We start from the raw sequence: 17,070 nt of genomic DNA on the forward strand, positions 1-17,070 counted from the left end.
TTTCGAGACAGGCGCTAGCGCGCCTTCCTCAACCAACGGTGCGCGCCTTCCGCGACCAGCGGTGCGCGCCTTCTTCAACCAAGGGTGCGCGCCTTCCGCGACCAGCGGTGCGCGCCTTCCTCAACCAACGGTGCGCGCCTTCCTCAACCAACGGTGCGCGCCTTCCTCAACCAACGGAGCGCGCCTTCCTCGACCAGCGGAACGAATCTTCCCGGATAGCGGGATGCCGCTAGGTATGGCGCTATCCGGGTCCCTACTGTCGTGAGCTGTGACGAGTGAGTCCGCGACCGAGGGCGCCCGGCGTGCCGAGGGGATGCGGGCGGCGATGGCGGACTACGTGCGGACGGTGCACCAGGCCTATCTCTCGGCCGCGGCGGGCCAACCACCTGGTGTGCGCGGACGGCTGCCGCTGCTGGGCAATGACGTGACCGTACTTGCGGCCGGGGCCCGCAACCTGCACGTGCTTGCCACCACCGAGCGCCTCCCGGCGCCGACCGGGCCGGAGGTCGCGCTGGACGACGAGCTGGGCGACATGCGGTGGAGCCTGCGGTTCTACGACCCGGTGATCGTGCCGCAGCTCGGCATGGTCGACGAGAGCAACGGCCCGGCGTTCGCGCAGGTACGTCGGGTACTCGGCGTGGGCACGGTGATCTACCACCTGATCGTGCAGCCGGGCTCGCAGCTCGATGGTCATCAGGCTGGCCACGCGGGTGCTGGCCTGGCCATGGACCACCTCGCCGAGGCTCGCGACTTCGAGTCGATCCGCTCGCGGTCGCGCGGCGCGGAGTCACTGGTCGACGAGATGGAGAGCGCTGCCGTCGCCGGCCTGCCGCGAGCTCTTGCCCTGCTGGCGGTGGAGATCGTCCGGCAGGTGGCGCCGTGGGACGACGAGGTGGCCACCCTCGCCAAGGCCCGCGAGGTCGACCCCGTCGCCGTACGGCGGGCGCTGCTGGCCGCCGTACGGGGGGTGGTCTCGACAGGCTCGACCACCGGGGAGGGCTCGACCACTGGTGAGGGCTTGACCACCGAAGGCGCACGTCATGGGTGAGTCGCTGTCGAGCGTCACCAATGCCGTGCGCGTGCTGAAGGCGTTCTCGTCGCGGCACCGCAGCTATGGCGTCACCGAGCTCGCCCGCAAGCTCGGGCTCTCGACCTCGACGACCCACCGCCTCCTGGCAACGCTGGTCGCCGAGCACATGGTCGAGCAGGATCCCGAGACCGGTCGCTACCGGCTCGGGCTGGCGGTCTACGACCTCGTCGCCGCGACCTCGCCCGGCTACGACCTGACCGAGGCCGTGCTGCCGCCGATGACGATGCTGCGCCACCGGACCGGCGAGACGACCCAGCTCGGCGTGCTCGACGGCCGCGAGGTCGTCTACGTCGAACGCCTGCAGAGCATGCACTCGTTGCGGATGTTCCTCGACGTCGGTCGCCGCAACACCGCCCACAGCACCGGCACCGGCAAGGTGCTGCTCGCCCACCTCGACAAGGCCGTGCTCGACCGCACGCTCGACGGCTGGGAGCTCCAGGCGTTCACCCCGTTCACCATCATCGACACCGACCTCCTGCGCAAGGAGCTGGCCCGGATCCGCGAGCAGGGCTGGGGCTGCAACATCGAGGAGGCCGAGATCGGCGCGACCTCGGTGGGAGCGCCCGTGCGCGACGTGACGGGCCAGGTGGTCGCGGCCCTCTCCGTCGCCGGCCCGACGGCACGGATGTCGCCGGAGCTGCCCGCGATCACCCATGCCGTGGTGGAGGCCGCAGCCGCGGCCAGCCGCAGGCTGGGGCACAGAAGCCGGGGGCACGAGTGACCAACCACGAGAGCATCGCCGAGGTGCTGCACCACGCGATGCGCACACGCCAGCCGATAGCGCCGCTGACGAGCCCCGAGTCCAGCTCCAGCCTCGACGTCGATGACGCCTACCAGATCCAGCAGGAGATGGTCCGCCTCATCCTCGACGCCGACGGTGGCAGGCCGATCGGCTACAAGCTCGGCCTGACCTCCAAGCCGATGCAGGAGATGCTCGGGGTCGACCAGCCCGACTACGCGCCCGTGCTGTCGTCGATGGTCTTCCCCGACGGGCACACGGTGGACCTCGACCGCTACATCCAGCCCCGCGTCGAGGCCGAGATCGCATTGGTGCTCGGCGAGGACCTCACGGGACCGGGGGTCACGCCCATGCAGGCCTGGCGGGCCGTCGACGGTGCGGTCGCGGCCATCGAGATGGTCGACTCCCGCATCCAGGACTGGAAGATCGGCCTGGTCGACACCATCTCCGACCTGGCGTCGTCGGCCGCCACGATCCTGGCCTCGCGCGTCGTGCCGCTCGACGGTTGGGACCCGCGACTGACCGGCATGGTCGTCTCACGCAACGGCCGGGTCGCCGACAGCGGTGCCGGGGCGGCAGCGCTCGGCGACCCCGTGGGGGCGGTGGCGTGGCTGGCGAACACCCTGGCGCCGTACGGCGTGACGCTCGAGGCCGGCTGGTTCGTGATGACCGGCGCGCTGCACCGGGCCTTTCCCGTCGAGGCGGGAGACGTCGTCCGTGCGGACTTCGACCGGCTGGGCTCCGTCACGGTCCACTTCACGAGGGGACAGTCATGAGCATGCGCTGCGCGATCGTCGGCTCCGGCAACATCGGTACCGACTTGATGGTCAAGCTCCAACGCACTGCGGAGCTGGAGCTCGGCGCCGTCATCGGTGTGGATCCCGACTCGGACGGCCTGGCTCGAGCGCGAGCCGCCGGCATCGAGGCGACGCATGACGGCGTCGACTGGCTGCTGCAGAGGGCTGACGACTTCGACCTCGTCTTCGAGGCCACGAGTGCCTGGGTGCATCGGCAGAACGCCCCGCGCTACGCGGAGGCCGGCCTTCGGGCGATCGACCTCACGCCAGCCAGACTCGGCCCGCTCGTCGTACCTCCCGTCAACGGCCACGACCACCTCGACGCGCCCAACGTCAACCTGATCACGTGTGGCGGCCAGGCGACGGTGCCGATGGTGGCGGCGGTCAACCGGGCGTGCGACGTGCCCTACGCCGAGATCGTCTCGTCGGTCTCCTCGGTGTCGGCCGGCCCCGGAACCCGGCAGAACATCGACGAGTTCACCAAGACCACGTCCGATGCGCTCGTGACTGTGGGGGGCGCCACGCACGGCAAGGCGATCATGGTGCTCAACCCGGCGGACCCGCCGATCCTGATGCGCAACACGGTGTTCTGCGGGCTGCCAGAGGGCTACGACGAGGCGGCCGTCACCGAGTCGGTGCTGGAGATGGTCGACGCCGTCGCGGCCTACGTCCCGGGCTACCGCCTCAAGAACGAGCCGGTCTTCGAGCGCGACTACTTCAAGACGCCGGGCGGCGACGTGCCGGCACGCGTCGTGATCCTCCTGGAGGTCGAGGGTGCAGGCGACTACTTCCCGCCGTACGCCGGCAACCTCGACATCATGACCGCCGCGGCGGTCCAGGTAGGTCTGGCGATGGCCGAGCACGTGGGGGTGCCCGCATGAGTGCGGAACGGGCCTTCCGGCTCACCGACTCGACCCTCCGCGACGGCTCGCACGCGGTCCGTCACCAGTTCACGACCGACCAGGTGCGCACGGTCGTCGGCGCCCTCGACCGGGCCGGGGTCCCGGTCATCGAGGTCACCCATGGCGACGGGCTGGGCGGGTCGTCGTTCAACTACGGCTTCTCGCACACCTCCGAGATGGAGCTGCTGCGCGTCGCCGTCGACACCGCGACGTCGGCCAGGATCGCGGTGCTCTTCGTGCCCGGGATCGGGGTCAAGGACGACCTGCGGCAGGCCGCCGACATCGGCGCCAAGGTCGCGCGGATCGCCACCCACTGCACCGAGGCCGACATCGCCGAACAGCACATCGCGCTGGCCAAGGAGAGCGGCATGGAGGCCGTCGGCTTCCTGATGATGTCGCACATGATCAGCCCCGAGGACCTGGTCGAGCAGGCCAAGAAGATGGAGTCCTATGGGGCCGACTGCGTCTACGTTGTCGACTCCGCCGGCGCGATGACGATGGACGGCTTCAAGGCCAGGGTCGCCGCGGTCAAGAGCGCCGTCGACGTCCAGGTGGGCGTGCACGCCCACAACAACCTCTCGCTCGCCGTGGCCAACTCCCTGGCGGCGTTCGGCGAGGGTGCTGACCAGATCGACGCGTGCACCACCGGCCTGGGCGCAGGCGCCGGCAACTGTCCGACCGAGGTGCTGGTCGCGACGTGCGCCAAGTCGGGGATCGAGACCGGTGTCGACACCTTCGCGATGATGGACGCCGCCCAGGACGCCGTCCGTCCGATCCAGCCGGAGATGGGGGTGATCGACCGCGACGGCCTGATGCTCGGCTATGCCGGCGTCTACGGCTCGTTCCTGCTCCACGCCAAGCGCGCCTCGCAGAGGTACGGCGTCGACACCCGCGACATCCTGCTCGAGCTCGGCCGGCGCGGGATGGTGGGCGGCCAGGAGGACATGATCATCGACGTCGCGCTGGAGCTGAAGCGGGAGGGCGCGAGGGTCCGATGAACGACTATGCAGACCTGCCCCGACGTCTCGCTGACGCGATCACCACCCGTACGGCGATCAGCCCGGACGCCGACGAACTCACGGTCAGCCGTGCCTACGAGCTGCAGGACGAGCTGATCTCCTTGCTGGGCAGGGCTCCCGTCGCCGCCAAGCTCGGCCTGACGAGTGTGGCCAAGCAGCAGCAGATGAACGTCGACGAGCCGGCGTACGGCTGGCTGCTCCAGGGCTCCCACGTCGAGGTCGGCAACGAGCTCGCGTGCGGCGAGCTGATCCAGCCGCGGGTGGAGCCCGAGATCGCGTTCCTCATGGGGCGCGACCTCGAAGGCCCCGACGTCACCGCGACCGACGTCCTGCGTGCGACCGAGGCAGTGCTGCCGGCGATCGACGTGCTCGACAGTCGCTATGCCGGCTACTGGTTCACCTTGCCTGCGGTGGTCGCGGACAACGTCTCCTCGGCTCGCTATGCGGTTGGGAATCCCGTGCCGTTGAGCCAGATCGACCTCCGCCTGGTCGGGTGCGTGTTCGAGGTCGACGGCCGTCTGGTGGCAACTGCGGCGGGCGCGGCGATCCTCGACCACCCGGCGGCCGCGGTCGCGTGGTTCGTGCGGGCGCTGGCGTTGCGGGGTCGCCGTCTGGAGGCCGGGACGCTGGTGCTGGCGGGCGCGATGACGGCCGCCGTACCGGTCTCTCCGGGCCAGGTGGTGCGCGCGACGATCGACCGGATCGGATCCGTCGAGCTCAGGTGCGGGCCGTGAGCCAGGCTGCCGCCGAGCTCCACCGCGCGCGTCTGGACCGCGTGCCGGTCACGCCGTTCACCGACCGGCCCGACGGCCTCGACATCGAGGCGGCCTACGCCGTGCAGGCCGAGGGCATCGCGCTGCGCGAGGCCGCCGGCGAGCGCGTGGTGGGCGGCAAGCTGGGCTTCACCTCCGAGGCGATGCGGCGGGCGATGGGCGTCGACTCGCCCAACTACGGGTGGCTGACCGACGCGATGGTGGTCGAGGACGGAGAGGTCGACCTCGGCATCTTGATCCACCCGAAGGTCGAGCCCGAGATCGCCTTCGTGCTGGGCTCGCAGCTGGAGGGCCCGGGGGTGACGGCGGACGACGTGCTGGCCGCCACCGCCCAGCTGGCGCCGTGCCTGGAGGTCGTCGACTCGCGCTACGTCGACTTCAGGTTCCGGGCCGCCGACAACATCGCCGATGACTCCTCGGCCGGCCTGCTCGTCCTCGGCGACCCCGTCGAGGCCAGCGCGCTCGAGGGGGTCGACCTGCGCCTGGTCGGCTGCGTCGTCACCGTGGACGGAGCGGTCGTGCACACCGCGGCCGGTGCCGCCGCCCACGGCAACCCGGCCGAAGCCGTTGCCTGGATGGCCAACGCATGCGGGAGTCCGCTCCTCGCCGGGTACGTCGTCATCGCCGGGGGACTGACCCCGCCGGTGGACCTGGTACCCGGCCGACGCGTCACCGTCGAGCTCGACCGCATCGGCTCGGTCGGCCTGCTTGCCACGAAGAGAGGGGACCCATGCCCATCGTGACCATCTCGCTGATGCGAGGACGCGACCCGGAGAAGATCCAGGACATGATCCGGGGCGTCTCACGAGCCATCGCCGATGCGCTCGACGACGCCCCCATCGAGACCGTGCGAGTGATGGTGCACGAGATGGAGGACCACCAGTACGGGGTCGGCGGGGTGGCCATCGCCGAGGTGAAGGCCGAGCGGGCTCGGCGGGCAGCGGGGGAGGCATCGTGACGGACGCACACAAGGTGGCCCAGCCGCTCGAGGTCCGGCACTTCATCGGCGGCGAGTTCGTGGACTCGCTCGACGGCAAGACCTTCGACTCGCTGACGCCCATCGACAACAGCGTGGTCGCGCACGTGGCCGAGGGCTCGGCGGCCGATGCCGACAGGGCCGTGGCGGCTGCGAAGGGCGCCTTCGACCGGTGGTCGACGATGTCGCCTGCGGCGCGCAAGAAGATCCTGCACGCGGTGGCTGACGGGCTCGAGGCCCGGCTCGAGGAGATCGCCGCCTGGGAGACCCGCGACATGGGCAAGCCGCTCGCCGACTCCCGGACCAAGGACGTGCCGCGCGCGGCGTACAACTTCAGGTTCTTCGCCGACTACGCCGACCTGGCCGGGCTGCACGCCTACGACAAGCCGTGGGAGGGCAGCTTCGGCTACGAGCTGCGCGAGCCGATCGGGGTCGCGGCTGCGATCAGCCCCTGGAACTTCCCGCTCATGCTGCTGACCTGGAAGGTCGCGCCGGCGCTGGCGTTCGGCTGCACGGTGGTGGCCAAGCCTGCCGAGCAGTCGCCGGTGACCGCGTCGCTGCTGGCCGAGGTGTGCCGCGACGCGGGGATGCCCGACGGCGTCTTCAACGTGGTGCAGGGCTTCGGCCCCGACGCCGCGGGCGAGGCCCTGACCCGCAATCCCGACGTCGCTGCCGTGACGTTCACGGGGGAGTCGGCGACGGGCAAGGCGATCATGGGGGCCGCCGCAGGGACGTTGAAGAAGCTGTCGTTCGAGCTCGGAGGCAAGTCGCCCGCCGTCGTGTGTGCCGACGCCGACCTCGACGCCGCTGTCGACGGCGCGCTGCTCGGTGTCTTCCTCAACCAGGGCGAGGTCTGCCTGGCCGGCACGCGGATCATCGTGCAGCGGCCCGTCTACGACGAGTTCTGCGCGCGGATGGTCGACCGCCTGGCCCAGTGGAAGGTCGGCAACCCGTTCGACGACGGCGTGCGCGTCGGCCCACTGGTCAGCCAGGAGCACCTCGACAAGGTGCTCGGCTACATCGAGCTCGCCGAGGAGGAGGGCGCCAAGCGGTTGATCGGGGGCTCGCGCCTGACCGACGGCGACCTCGCGCTCGGCAACTACCTCGAGCCGACGATCTTCGCCGACACCCACAACGGCATGCGGGTCTGCCGCGAGGAGATCTTCGGTCCGGTGGCCACCGTGATGCCGTTCGACGAGATCGACGACGCGATCACGATGGCCAACGACTCGCCGTACGGCCTGGCGGGCATGGTCTGGACGCAGAACCTCAACACCGCCCACCGGCTGGCGCGCAGCATCAAGACCGGCAACGTCTGGGTCAACTGCTTCTTCGTGCGCGACCTGCGGCTGCCGTTCGGCGGCTACAAGGAGTCGGGCGTCGGCCGTGAGGGCGGCGAGTACTCCTATGAGTTCTTCACCGAGTCCAAGGCCGTGGTGATGAAGCTGTCGTGAGGGTCTCGATCGGCTCCTTGGACGACGTGCCGGCGGATCACTGCGTGGCGGTGGCCGACGGCGCGGCAGTCGCGGTGCGCGTGGACGACGGCGTCGTCGCCTTCCCGAACCGCTGTCTGCACGTCGGCGGCGCCCTGGCCGGTGGCCGCGTCTGGGACGGTGGCCTGACCTGCCCCAACCACTTCTGGCGCTACCGGCTCTCCGACGGCTCTCACCTCGGCGGCTCCGGTTCGCTCCCGTCGTACCCGACCGAGGTGACGGCGACCGGCGAGGTGTACGTCGAGCTCCCCGATCCCCAGCGCCAGCTCTCGATGCGTGAGCGCCTGCTCGCCCATGCGCGCGAGTGGGAGCGGGGCGGACGAGGGTGACCGGTACGCACGCGACCTCGTGCATCTCGGCGGACGGCGCCCGCGTGGTGGTGGACGCCGCCCTCGCGGCAGCAGCCGACCTCGGCGTCGCGGTCGTGGTCTGGGTCCTGGACCCGGGCGGCAACGACGTGGCGATGACGCGCATGGACGGCTCGCCGTTGCTGTCTCGGCAGGTGGCCGCGGACAAGGCCTGGACAGCGGTGGCGTTCGGGCAGGAGACGACGTGGTGGTCGGAGCTGCTGACCGCCCAGCCGCCGCTGTCGGCGCTGGGGCGTGGCAACCGGCTGATGCCCGTACCCGGCGGCGTGCCGCTGGTCGTCGCTGGCGCCGTCGTCGGCGGCGTGGGTGTCTCGGGGGCCACCTCCGAGCAGGACCATGCGATCGCCAGGGCAGCCGCCCAGGCACTGACCGAGATGGGGAACCGATGAGCGAGGACGCCGTCGTCGTCGGCGCGACGGGGACGTTGGGGTCGGCCCTCGTACGTCGCCTCGCGTCGCGTGGTCTGCGGGTCGTGGCGGTCGCCAGATCCGAGGAATCCCTGTCCACGATGGCCGATTCCATCGACGGCGAGGTAGCGCCCTGCCCCGCGGACATCGCGTCGAACGACGCCATCGCGGCGATCCAGGGGGCGCTGAGCGGGCAGGTACGGATAGCGGTACTCGCCGCCGGCCTGCCGGTCAGAGGCTCCGTCGCCACGATCGACGCCGACCTGCTCGCCGTCGGCGCCCAGGTCAAGATGGGCGGGATCGTGCGTCTGCTGCAGGCGGTGCGCCCGTCGTTGGGACCAGGCTCACGCTTCGTCGCGGTCGCCGGGACCCTGGGGCTCGAACCCGGCCGGGACGAGGCCGGACCCGGCGGCATCAACGCCGGCCTGATCAACCTGATGAAGCAGATCTCCCAGCATCACGGGCCCGACGGCGTCACCGTGCACACCGTCGTCCCCGGCCCCATGGACACCCCCCGCCTGCGCACGATCGCCGGCACCATCGCCGCCGAGCGCGGGACCACGGTCGAGGAGGTGTGGCAGGAGTACGGCGCGAAGGTCTCGCTCGGCCGCCTGCCGCGGGTCGATGAGGTCGTGTGGGCGATCGAGAACCTGCTCGCGCCCGAGGCCGATGTCATGCACGGCACGGTGCTGCACCTCGACGCCGGCGGGTTGCGCTCGCCTCACTAGGCAGCCGCGCCTTCGTATTCAAACAGGCAGAACTCCGCTGCCGGGCCGACCGCCCGCCTGGGCGAGATCTCGCAGCTCAGGTTCTGCCTGTTCGAGTACGAGACACCCGACCGGCGACCGGTCGGGCGGTCACCACTAGTGCAGCGGCCAGCCGGTCGAGCGCGAACTCCCACGCCTGGTCGACGTCGCCGCCGAGCTGGAAGGCGCTGGCGAGCTCCATCGACACGAACCCGTGGGCCCAGGCGGTGAGCAGTCGGGCGGCGCTCAGCTCGTGCTCCGGGCCGGCGAGGGCTGCGGCCACGCGGCGTACGGCGGCAGCGGACCTCTCGCGTACCTCGGGCGACACCGCACCCTGATCGGGGTCGAACAGCAAGGGGTAGGTCCCTGGGTTGCGGTGCGCGAACGAGCGGAAGGCGTCGGCGAACGCACGTAGCTCGTGAGCCGGGTCGCCGCTGCCGATGGCACTCTCGACCTCGTCGACGAGCTCGAGGGTGACCTGCTCGGCGATCATCGTGACCAGCGCGGCCCGGCTGGGCACGCGCTTGTAGAGGGAGGCACCCTTCACCCCGACGGCCTCGGCCACCGCGAGCATGGTCAGCGCAGCCAGGCCGTCGCGCTCGATGATCGCGCGGCCGGCCGCGACCACGGCCTCGGTGCTGGTACGGGCCTTCGCCGGCATCGGGCTTCCCTTCGTCGGCTACAGCATGTAGCCTTCATGGCTAGAAAGTATAGCCTTCCCGTTCAGACCCTGGAGCACGACATGCAGCTCGCACCCGGACTTCACCGCCTCGGCTCGCCCACCGAGGACACCGTCAACAGCTACCTCGTCGTCGAGGGCGGCGAGGTGACGTTGATCGACGCCGGCCTTCCGGGTCATCGACGGTTGCTGCTCGCCGAGCTCGACGCTCTCGGGTTGCCGCTGGCCGCGGTCAGGGGCCTCCTGCTCACGCACGGCGACAGCGACCACATCGGGTTCGCGAAGTGGCTGTGGGGGGAGACGGGCGTGCCCGCGCAGGTGCACGCCGATGACGTGCCCCGCGCGCGACTCGAGGTCAAGAAGCCGATGAGCGGCTGGGGTCCGATGAAGGTCGGGGCCGTCGCAGGGTTCATGTGGTACTCCGCCAGGCGCGGCGGCCTGCGCATCCCGCCGGTCGGCGAGGTGACGCCGTACGCCGGTGCCGACGCCCTCGACCTGCCCGGCCGTCCGCGCGTGATCCACGTCCCCGGCCACACCCCGGGCAGTGTCGCCATCCACGTGCCGCAGGTCGATGCGGTCTTCCTCGGCGACACCATGACCACCCGCAACGTGCTCACCGGCGCGCAGGGTCCCAGGCCCGCGCCGTTCACGCTCGAGCCGGAGCAGGCGCTGTCCTCCTTGGAGAGGCTCGCCGGTGTCGACGCCACCTGGGTGCTGCCCGGCCACGGACCGGCGTACGACGGCGGCGTGCCCGAGGCGGTCCGGTTGATCCGCGAGGCCTGAGTGCCGGGAGATAGCGGAGGATCGCAGCCACCAGGTGGCCGCGATCCTCCGCTATCTCGTCGACGAGGCTCAGCCGCGCAGCTCCGCAACGTAGCGCTGGAACATGCCGCGACCGGTGTTGGTCCAGAAGTCGTGGACGGGCGGCGGCATGTTCGCCTCCATCGTCTCGTTCTCGCTCGCGAGCAGCTGCTCCTGGATCAGACCGACGGCCAGCCAGACCTTGTCGCCCGTGAAGTGCTGGAAGGCGACCGCGCTCATCTGGCCCCACTCGGCGACGTTGATGCACCTGCCGATGAGGGGGACCACGTCTGCCTCCTCGTGGTCGAGGTGCTCGAGGAGGATCGATCCCATGGCCGCCAGGGCCGCCGCAGCCGAGTCGCGCGACTCGGTCGACGGGGCCGCGCGCCACGCCGCGACCGCTTCCTCGGCCGCGCCCAGGCTGCCCAGCACCGTCTCGTGCTCGGCGTTGACCCGCTCGATCACCTCGACGTGCTCGGGCAGGCGCTCGACCATCATCGGGTAGATCGTCAGGTCCTCGGCCTCGTGGTGGGCGTGCAGGAGCCTGAGGACGTTGTCGTAGTAGGACCCGACGAGCTCGGCCCGCGCAGCATCGCCGGCCGGTGCCCCCGCGACGAAGCTCGGCACCCCGTCGAGCGCCTCGCGGAAGATGCGGTGGAAGCGGGTCATCGCCGTTGCGTCGGCGAGCGGCAGCTCGGGTGCAGTCGTCATCGGTAGGTTCCTCACTCGGGAGACCCTCTGAGGGTCGTGCGTCAGCCGACCTGGGTCAAGACGCCGACCGACCTCGCGCAAACACTCCGGATCTCGCCGGTCCTCGGCTTACAGTCGTGCCGCCATGGACGAGGAACCCGATTTCCCGACGGCCGCCGAGCTGGGCGTCACAGACGCCGAGTACGCGCGGATCCTGCGCGACCTCCAAGGCCGCCACGGTCTCGACGTACCTCCCGCGGCCGCGGCCCCCACGACTCCGGCGCGGCCGCTGCCGCGCTGGCCGTTCGCGCTGGCGGCGATCGTGGCAGCCGTGGCCATCCTCGTCCCGCGGCTGGGGCTGATGCCTGGCAAGGATCCCGAGCCGGTCTACGAGTTCGGTCAGACCTACGCCGGCAAGCCGGTCGGCTTCAGCTCCTGTCGGATGATCCAGGTCGCGGTGTACCCGGCCGGTGGCCCGCCCAACGCGGAGGCGCTGGTCCGCGAGGCCGTGGCCACCGTGCGCTCGGCCACGGGCCTCGACATCGTCGTCATCGGCGCGTACGGCGGCCACGCGCCCAACTGGAACTTCGCGGCCGCCCCCGTGCGTCCGGGGGACCCCGTCAGCGTCTCGTGGCAGGACGCCTCCGCGATCGCCGAGATGACCGACGACATCGCCGGCCTCGGCGGCAGCCCCGTGGTCAACGGACCCGATGGCACGCCGTACCGGATCGCCGGCACCATCGCTCTCTCGCGCGACTACTACTCCTACCTGGCCGGCCGCGACGACCGCGCCGAGGAGCGCGCGATCATCCTCCACGAGTTCGGCCACGTCCTCGGCCTCGCGCACGTCCACTCCTCGGCGGAGCTGATGAACGAGGACAACGTCGGCCTCACGGCCTACGGGCCCGGTGACCTGGAGGGGCTGCGCCGGCTGGGGGACGCGCCCTGCATCTAGGCTCCCGGCCGGCCCGGGGCTCGCTCCTTAGACGCGGGTAGCGCACACTGGCAGTAATGACCACTTCGCCCGGGGCAGGACGCCGATATCTCGCCAGCAGCCCATTCAAGCCCGATCCCGAGCCGATCATCGAGCACTACGACCTCGAAGACCTTGTTTCGCACGACTCCTACGGGCTGGGTCGGGTCACGGGAGCCGACGCGGGCGGGGTGACCGTCGACTTCCGGACGCACACGGTGCGCATCCCGAGTCCCTTCAAGAGGATGACCAAGCTCTAGCCTCGCTCAGGAGTATCTGTGGCTCTTGGCCGAGTGCGCGCGCTCGCGCGTGCAGGTGCGTCCGCTGATGGCGCGATGGCCGCACAGCTCCGACCCCGCGACGTCGTCGCCCACTGCCTTTGCGACCTCGAGCGGCCGCGCGGCCGGCGCCTTCGGTGTGGTCGACGCCGCGACCGGCTTGGCGGCGCGTGCGGACATCTTGTCGAAGCGGGCCTCACGCATCGCGCGGAGTCCGTCCATCTTGCTCATCGTGTGCTCACCCGGTCGAGCCTAGGGCGAGGGTCCGACATCCACCGCAGGCTCACCGCGGCGCAGGGTGGACATGACCGACACACGCTCAGCTCGGACAGTCCGTCGGCATCGGGGCGAGCATGCGCTTGACCCCGCGGTGCAGGTAGACCGGGATGCCGCACACCCGGGCGACCTCGCGGTAGCTCAGGCTCAGGGTGGCCAGCAAGACGCGATCGGGGTCCAGACCCCAGGTGTCACGCGGCATCCACTCGATGACCCACGTCGGTGGGTGGGGTCCGTTGAGCTGCTGGTTGAGGTGGAGCAGTCGCGGGTCGAGGGCGCGGGTCGGCAGTGACCAGAGCTGGTCGGTGCCGGGCGGGAGCTGTGCGATGAGCAGGAGGTCCGCGTTGCCGTAGAGGACCGTGCCGGTGTCGCCGGCAACCGTCGTCTCGCGCAGCCAGGTGCCCACGATCTCCGTCCTGCCCGGCTTGGCCTCGGCGACCCGTGCGGTGCCGGCCTGCAGGCCCGTCGCCACGAGTGCGGAGGCCACCGTGAAGACCAGCGAGACCAGGCCTATCCGGCGGACGGCTCGCCCACGCATGGCCGTGAGTGCCACGAGAAGGACGGCGCCGGGGAGCAGGCCGACCAGGTAGTGCGCCCAGTAGCTGCCCCCGCCGACGATCCCCACCACCTCCCACGTCACCATCGCGCCGGTCGCCACGACGAGCGGGTCCCGCCCACGAAGCGGACGCCACAGGGTCACACTTCCGGCCACGACGATGCCGGCCAGGCCGGAGACCACGGCCAGCCACGCGAGGCTGATGCGGCGGGCCCCGTTGGCCGGGGAGTGCACGCCGCCGATGGCACGGGACGCGTCGATCCGGAAGGCGTAGAGGGTCTCCCACAGCTGTGCGAGCCCCGGGCCCTCGGTGACGGCCCAGGCCGCGGTCAGCCCGGCCGGCAGCAGGGCTCCGGCCAGGCCGAGCATGAGGACGACGCGAGCCCGCGCCCACGGCCAGCGCCCGGTGAGGGCGGCGGTGACCGTCAGCGCCACCCCGAACACCAGCGCGTCGAGGAGGTTCTGCTTGACCAGCATCGCGCCGGCCCCGGCAGTGCCGGCCAGCGCGATCTGCGACGTGCGCACCCAGCTGAGCTGGCGGCGTACGGGTGGGCGGGTGCCAGCCAGCAGCAGAGCTACCGACAGCAAGGTGAGCGGGGCGCCGAGCAGCTCGGCGTTGACCTCGGTGGTGCCGATCATCGGGTTGGCCACGAGTGCCGCAGCGGTGAGCGTGGCCCACGCGGTGCCGCGCCGACCGGCCAGGGTGTTGCCGATCCAGCCGGCGGCGATCACCACGATGGCGGCTGCCACGAGACCCATCAGCCGGGCTGCCTCGATGCCGCCGAGTTCGCCGGCCCACTGGTAGAACAGCAGCAGGAGCGGCGGGCGGTCGACGAACAACGTGCCATAGAGGTTGGTGCCGCCCTCGTGCCAGTTGTCGGCCACGATCAGCAGCCCGGCCTCGTCCGGGAAGGCCAGGTGCCCGAGGAACGGCAGGCGCAGCACCAGCGCCAGGCCTACCGCCAGGACCACGATCCCGGTCGGCGTTCGCAGCGCCCGCCACACCCGCATGCCCCGACGTTAGGCGGCTCACATGAAGGGCACCTGAACGCGGCGCCCGCCTATGCTCACCGGGTGAGTGGCCCGCGCTGGTTCGCTTCCCCTGACGATGCGTCGCGACGACTCGGTGAGAGCGGCTACCTCGCTGACGCGGCGACCGCGGTGACGGCGTACCTGACTGGTGCTCTGGAGAAGCCGCTGCTGGTCGAAGGTCCGGCAGGTGTCGGCAAGACCGAGCTGGCCAAGGCCGTCTCGCGGGCGACCGGCGCGGACCTGGTGCGGCTGCAGTGCTACGAGGGTCTCGACGAGGCGCGGGCGCTGTACGAGTGGAACTACAAGAAGCAGCTGCTGCGGATCCAAGCCGAGTCTGCAGGCTCTTCGTGGCAGGAGACGCATGACGAGATCTTCACCGAGGAGTTCCTGCTCACCCGCCCACTCCTGACCGCCATCCGCCGGGACGAGGCGACGGTCCTGCTCGTCGATGAGGTGGACAAGACCGACGTCGAGGTCGAGGGCCTGCTGCTCGAGGTGCTGTCGGACTTCCAGGTGACGATCCCGGAGCTCGGCACGGTCGAGGCCGTACGCCGGCCCTTCGTGGTGCTGACCTCCAACGCGACGCGTGAGCTGTCGGAGGCCCTGAAGCGGCGCTGCCTGTACCTGCACCTCGACTACCCGTCGGCCGAGCGCGAGCGCGAGATCGTCACCCGGCAGGTGCCCGACCTCGACGAGCGGATCGCGGAGCAGCTCGTGGCCACCATCGGCCGGCTGCGAGACCTCGACCTGAAGAAGTCGCCGTCCATCGCCGAGTCGGTCGACTGGGCGCGCACCCTGCTCGCGCTGGAGATCAAGGACCTGGATACCACGGCGATCGACGAGACCCTCGGCGTCGTGCTCAAGCACAGCTCCGACCAGGCCAAGGCCGTGCGCGAGCTGAGGCTGAGGGCCTGAGGGCCTGAGGGGTTGTGGTGAGCAGCAGCGGGCTGGCCGACCGCCATGTCGACTTCCTGGTCGCACTCCGGGCGGCGGGGGTCCCCGTCTCACTTGCCGAGGACGTTGACGCGTTCGCTGCGCTCTCCGTGCTGCGGTGGGACGACCGCGAGGTCGTGCGGACGGCGTACGCCGCGACCGTGTTGAAGCGTCAGGTGCACCGACCGACGTTCGACGCGCTCTTCGACCTGTACTTCCCGCGCCTGGTCGGTGGCGGCGCGATGGATGCTGAGCGCTCGGATCGGCAGGACGGGCCGGAGGCCGTGGCCGAGCTCAGGTCACGACTCCTGGCCGCCCTCGGTGCGGGCGACGTCGACGAGCAGCAGCGGCTTGCCGTCGAGGCGCTCGGCCGTCTCGGCGCGATGCCGGGCCGCGGCACGGGACTGGCCTCGTGGTCGGCGTACACGGCCCTGCGCCGGCTCTCGCCGGACGACCTGATCGCGCGCATCATCGCCGCCCTCCTCGATGACGGCCGGGTGGAGGAGGAGGCCGCACGCGTCGCTGCGCGGCGGGTCGGCTCCTTCACCGCGATGGTCGAGGCGGAGGCGCGGCGCAGGATCGCGGAGGAGAAGGGCGTCGACCACGTCGCCGAGGTGACCGTGCGACCCAGCATCGACCGGCTCGACTTCACGGCGGCCAAGCGGGCTGACCTGGAGGAGATGCGGCGAGAGATCTACCCGCTCGCCCGGCGGCTCGCGTCGCGGCTCGCGCGGGAGCAGCACGCGCGGCGTCGCGGCGCGCTGGACTTCCGGCGTACGGTCCGCGCTTCCCTCTCCTCCGGCGGCGTACCTCTCGTCACCCACCACCGCCCACGGCGTCCGCATCGCACCGAGCTCGTGGTGCTGTGCGACGTGAGCGGGTCGGTCGCGTCGTTCGCGAGGTTCACGCTGATGCTGGTCTTCGCGCTGCGCGAGCAGTTCCAGGCGGTGCGGGCGTTCACGTTCGTCGACCAGGTGCACGAGGTGACGCAGCTGTTCGCACCCAGATCGATGACCGGTGCAGATCCCGGTGACGTGCTCGCTGAGCTTGCCGCGAGCACCGAGCACGCCGCGCGTTGGGGGCGCACCAACTACGGGCGGGCGTTCACCGACTTCGCGTCCTCCTTCCCCACGGCGATCGGCCCGAAGACCTCGCTGCTCGTGCTCGGCGACGCGCGTTCCAACTACAGCGACCTGGCGCTGCCGGTGCTCGGCGACCTTGCCGACCGCGCACGCCATGCCCACTGGCTCAACCCCGAGCACCGCCGCCACTGGGACACCGGCGACTCCGCCGCCTCGGCGTACTCCGCCGTCGTACCGATGACCGAGTGCCGCAACCTGACCCAGCTCGGCCAGTTCGTGCACGACCTCGTCTGAGGCCAGAAGTGGCTCAGTTCTGTCGGGGAGGGCCCTGTGGATGCGGCCGGCGGGCGCGGTACTCCCGTGCGGTTGACGGGTCATGGAGCCGATTTCACCCGTCAATTGCACGGGACTACCCCACCGCCGGCAGTTCTCACCGCTGGGCGAGGGGAGAGGGGTGGAC

Annotated in this window: 21 protein-coding genes; 17 read left to right on the forward strand and 4 right to left on the reverse strand. The window is 71.0% G+C overall.

What is annotated here, in order from left to right; all coding sequences use genetic code 11:
- Nucleotides 1–268 precede the first annotated feature (268 nt).
- The 12 genes from ISU10_RS08365 to ISU10_RS08415 are packed head-to-tail and all read left to right on the forward strand — an operon-like array spanning nucleotide 269 to nucleotide 9,292.
- Entirely contained in the window at nucleotides 269–1,048 is a 780-nt protein-coding gene (locus ISU10_RS08365) for a hypothetical protein (protein WP_194695932.1), read from the forward strand.
- On the forward strand, nucleotides 1,041–1,811 hold the full coding sequence (locus tag ISU10_RS08370) for an IclR family transcriptional regulator (RefSeq protein WP_194695933.1): 771 nt from the start codon (nucleotides 1,041–1,043) through the stop codon (nucleotides 1,809–1,811). The genes ISU10_RS08365 and ISU10_RS08370 overlap by 8 nt, the downstream gene beginning before the upstream one ends.
- Complete coding sequence (locus ISU10_RS08375; RefSeq protein ID WP_370864993.1) at nucleotides 1,808–2,605, forward strand: 2-keto-4-pentenoate hydratase; 798 nt, start codon at nucleotides 1,808–1,810, stop codon at nucleotides 2,603–2,605. The genes ISU10_RS08370 and ISU10_RS08375 overlap by 4 nt, the downstream gene beginning before the upstream one ends.
- Nucleotides 2,602–3,507 carry an acetaldehyde dehydrogenase (acetylating) gene (locus tag ISU10_RS08380; protein WP_194695934.1) on the forward strand — a complete coding sequence of 302 codons (906 nt, stop codon included), beginning with the start codon at nucleotides 2,602–2,604 and terminating at the stop codon, nucleotides 3,505–3,507. The genes ISU10_RS08375 and ISU10_RS08380 overlap by 4 nt, the downstream gene beginning before the upstream one ends.
- Nucleotides 3,504–4,526 carry a 4-hydroxy-2-oxovalerate aldolase gene (gene dmpG, locus ISU10_RS08385; protein WP_194695935.1) on the forward strand — a complete coding sequence of 341 codons (1,023 nt, stop codon included), beginning with the start codon at nucleotides 3,504–3,506 and terminating at the stop codon, nucleotides 4,524–4,526. Before ISU10_RS08380 ends, dmpG begins: the two co-directional genes overlap by 4 nt.
- Nucleotides 4,523–5,281, forward strand: coding sequence for a 2-keto-4-pentenoate hydratase (locus ISU10_RS08390; RefSeq protein ID WP_194695936.1), 759 nt, complete (start codon nucleotides 4,523–4,525; stop codon nucleotides 5,279–5,281). The genes dmpG and ISU10_RS08390 overlap by 4 nt, the downstream gene beginning before the upstream one ends.
- A complete protein-coding gene (locus ISU10_RS22975; protein WP_228500176.1) occupies nucleotides 5,278–6,063 on the forward strand; it encodes a 2-keto-4-pentenoate hydratase in 786 nt (261 codons plus the stop codon). The genes ISU10_RS08390 and ISU10_RS22975 overlap by 4 nt, the downstream gene beginning before the upstream one ends.
- Nucleotides 6,051–6,278, forward strand: a complete 228-nt coding sequence (locus ISU10_RS22980) for a tautomerase family protein (protein ID WP_228500178.1) — start codon at nucleotides 6,051–6,053, stop codon at nucleotides 6,276–6,278. Before ISU10_RS22975 ends, ISU10_RS22980 begins: the two co-directional genes overlap by 13 nt.
- Entirely contained in the window at nucleotides 6,275–7,750 is a 1,476-nt protein-coding gene (locus tag ISU10_RS08400; RefSeq protein WP_370864995.1) for an aldehyde dehydrogenase, read from the forward strand. Before ISU10_RS22980 ends, ISU10_RS08400 begins: the two co-directional genes overlap by 4 nt.
- A complete protein-coding gene (locus ISU10_RS08405; protein WP_194695937.1) occupies nucleotides 7,747–8,118 on the forward strand; it encodes a Rieske (2Fe-2S) protein in 372 nt (123 codons plus the stop codon). Before ISU10_RS08400 ends, ISU10_RS08405 begins: the two co-directional genes overlap by 4 nt.
- The gene (locus ISU10_RS08410) at nucleotides 8,115–8,546 is read left to right on the forward strand and encodes a GlcG/HbpS family heme-binding protein (RefSeq protein WP_194695938.1); all 432 of its coding nucleotides are present in this window, start codon (nucleotides 8,115–8,117) and stop codon (nucleotides 8,544–8,546) included. Before ISU10_RS08405 ends, ISU10_RS08410 begins: the two co-directional genes overlap by 4 nt.
- Nucleotides 8,543–9,292, forward strand: coding sequence for an SDR family oxidoreductase (locus ISU10_RS08415; RefSeq protein ID WP_194695939.1), 750 nt, complete (start codon nucleotides 8,543–8,545; stop codon nucleotides 9,290–9,292). The genes ISU10_RS08410 and ISU10_RS08415 overlap by 4 nt, the downstream gene beginning before the upstream one ends.
- A gap of 76 nt (nucleotides 9,293–9,368) precedes the next feature.
- Here the strand turns inward: ISU10_RS08415 and ISU10_RS08420 are convergent, their stop codons facing one another.
- Nucleotides 9,369–9,971 (reverse strand): TetR/AcrR family transcriptional regulator, encoded by a 603-nt coding sequence (locus ISU10_RS08420; protein ID WP_194695940.1) that lies wholly within the window; start codon nucleotides 9,969–9,971, stop codon nucleotides 9,369–9,371.
- A 36-nt stretch (nucleotides 9,972–10,007) separates the two neighbouring features.
- Between ISU10_RS08420 and ISU10_RS08425 the strand changes: the two genes are divergently transcribed.
- Nucleotides 10,008–10,772: an MBL fold metallo-hydrolase gene (locus ISU10_RS08425; protein ID WP_228500180.1), complete on the forward strand. Its 765-nt coding sequence runs from the start codon at nucleotides 10,008–10,010 to the stop codon at nucleotides 10,770–10,772.
- 69 nt (nucleotides 10,773–10,841) lie between these two features.
- Here ISU10_RS08425 and ISU10_RS08430 read toward each other — a convergent pair whose 3' ends face one another.
- A complete protein-coding gene (locus tag ISU10_RS08430; protein ID WP_194695941.1) occupies nucleotides 10,842–11,501 on the reverse strand; it encodes a hemerythrin domain-containing protein in 660 nt (219 codons plus the stop codon).
- A gap of 124 nt (nucleotides 11,502–11,625) precedes the next feature.
- Here ISU10_RS08430 and ISU10_RS08435 point away from each other — a divergent pair, with 124 nt between their 5' ends.
- Both ISU10_RS08435 and ISU10_RS08440 read left to right on the forward strand, forming a co-directional pair.
- A complete protein-coding gene (locus ISU10_RS08435; RefSeq protein WP_194695942.1) occupies nucleotides 11,626–12,435 on the forward strand; it encodes a M10 family metallopeptidase domain-containing protein in 810 nt (269 codons plus the stop codon).
- 56 nt (nucleotides 12,436–12,491) lie between these two features.
- Complete coding sequence (locus ISU10_RS08440; RefSeq protein ID WP_194695943.1) at nucleotides 12,492–12,713, forward strand: hypothetical protein; 222 nt, start codon at nucleotides 12,492–12,494, stop codon at nucleotides 12,711–12,713.
- Nucleotides 12,714–12,719: 6 nt separating this feature from the next.
- Here the strand turns inward: ISU10_RS08440 and ISU10_RS08445 are convergent, their stop codons facing one another.
- Both ISU10_RS08445 and ISU10_RS08450 read right to left on the reverse strand, forming a co-directional pair.
- Nucleotides 12,720–12,953 carry a hypothetical protein gene (locus ISU10_RS08445; RefSeq protein ID WP_194695944.1) on the reverse strand — a complete coding sequence of 78 codons (234 nt, stop codon included), beginning with the start codon at nucleotides 12,951–12,953 and terminating at the stop codon, nucleotides 12,720–12,722.
- Nucleotides 12,954–13,050: 97 nt separating this feature from the next.
- Nucleotides 13,051–14,574, reverse strand: a complete 1,524-nt coding sequence (locus ISU10_RS08450; RefSeq protein ID WP_194695945.1) for a hypothetical protein — start codon at nucleotides 14,572–14,574, stop codon at nucleotides 13,051–13,053.
- A 63-nt stretch (nucleotides 14,575–14,637) separates the two neighbouring features.
- On the opposite strand from ISU10_RS08450, the gene ISU10_RS08455 reads away from it, so the two are divergent.
- Both ISU10_RS08455 and ISU10_RS08460 read left to right on the forward strand, forming a co-directional pair.
- Nucleotides 14,638–15,510: an AAA family ATPase gene (locus tag ISU10_RS08455; protein ID WP_194695946.1), complete on the forward strand. Its 873-nt coding sequence runs from the start codon at nucleotides 14,638–14,640 to the stop codon at nucleotides 15,508–15,510.
- A gap of 17 nt (nucleotides 15,511–15,527) precedes the next feature.
- On the forward strand, nucleotides 15,528–16,904 hold the full coding sequence (locus ISU10_RS08460) for a vWA domain-containing protein (RefSeq protein ID WP_194695947.1): 1,377 nt from the start codon (nucleotides 15,528–15,530) through the stop codon (nucleotides 16,902–16,904).
- Nucleotides 16,905–17,070: the final 166 nt, after the last annotated feature.

This window comes from Nocardioides agariphilus (assembly GCF_015352445.1).
GTDB lineage: Bacteria > Actinomycetota > Actinomycetes > Propionibacteriales > Nocardioidaceae > Nocardioides > Nocardioides agariphilus.

Bases quoted from the DNA above. Each gene is read 5' to 3' on its own strand.
- ISU10_RS08370 (WP_194695933.1), top strand. From the start codon at position 1,041: ATGGGTGAGTCGCTGTCGAGCGTCACCAATGCCGTGCGCGTGCTGAAG.
- ISU10_RS08380 (WP_194695934.1), top strand. From the start codon at position 2,602: ATGAGCATGCGCTGCGCGATCGTCGGCTCCGGCAACATCGGTACCGAC.
- dmpG (WP_194695935.1), top strand. From the start codon at position 3,504: ATGAGTGCGGAACGGGCCTTCCGGCTCACCGACTCGACCCTCCGCGAC.
- ISU10_RS08390 (WP_194695936.1), top strand. From the start codon at position 4,523: ATGAACGACTATGCAGACCTGCCCCGACGTCTCGCTGACGCGATCACC.
- ISU10_RS22980 (WP_228500178.1), top strand. From the start codon at position 6,051: ATGCCCATCGTGACCATCTCGCTGATGCGAGGACGCGACCCGGAGAAG.
- ISU10_RS08415 (WP_194695939.1), top strand. From the start codon at position 8,543: ATGAGCGAGGACGCCGTCGTCGTCGGCGCGACGGGGACGTTGGGGTCG.
- ISU10_RS08420 (WP_194695940.1), bottom strand. From the start codon at position 9,971: ATGCCGGCGAAGGCCCGTACCAGCACCGAGGCCGTGGTCGCGGCCGGC.
- ISU10_RS08425 (WP_228500180.1), top strand. From the start codon at position 10,008: ATGGCTAGAAAGTATAGCCTTCCCGTTCAGACCCTGGAGCACGACATG.
- ISU10_RS08430 (WP_194695941.1), bottom strand. From the start codon at position 11,501: ATGACGACTGCACCCGAGCTGCCGCTCGCCGACGCAACGGCGATGACC.
- ISU10_RS08435 (WP_194695942.1), top strand. From the start codon at position 11,626: ATGGACGAGGAACCCGATTTCCCGACGGCCGCCGAGCTGGGCGTCACA.
- ISU10_RS08440 (WP_194695943.1), top strand. From the start codon at position 12,492: ATGACCACTTCGCCCGGGGCAGGACGCCGATATCTCGCCAGCAGCCCA.
- ISU10_RS08445 (WP_194695944.1), bottom strand. From the start codon at position 12,953: ATGGACGGACTCCGCGCGATGCGTGAGGCCCGCTTCGACAAGATGTCC.
- ISU10_RS08450 (WP_194695945.1), bottom strand. From the start codon at position 14,574: ATGCGGGTGTGGCGGGCGCTGCGAACGCCGACCGGGATCGTGGTCCTG.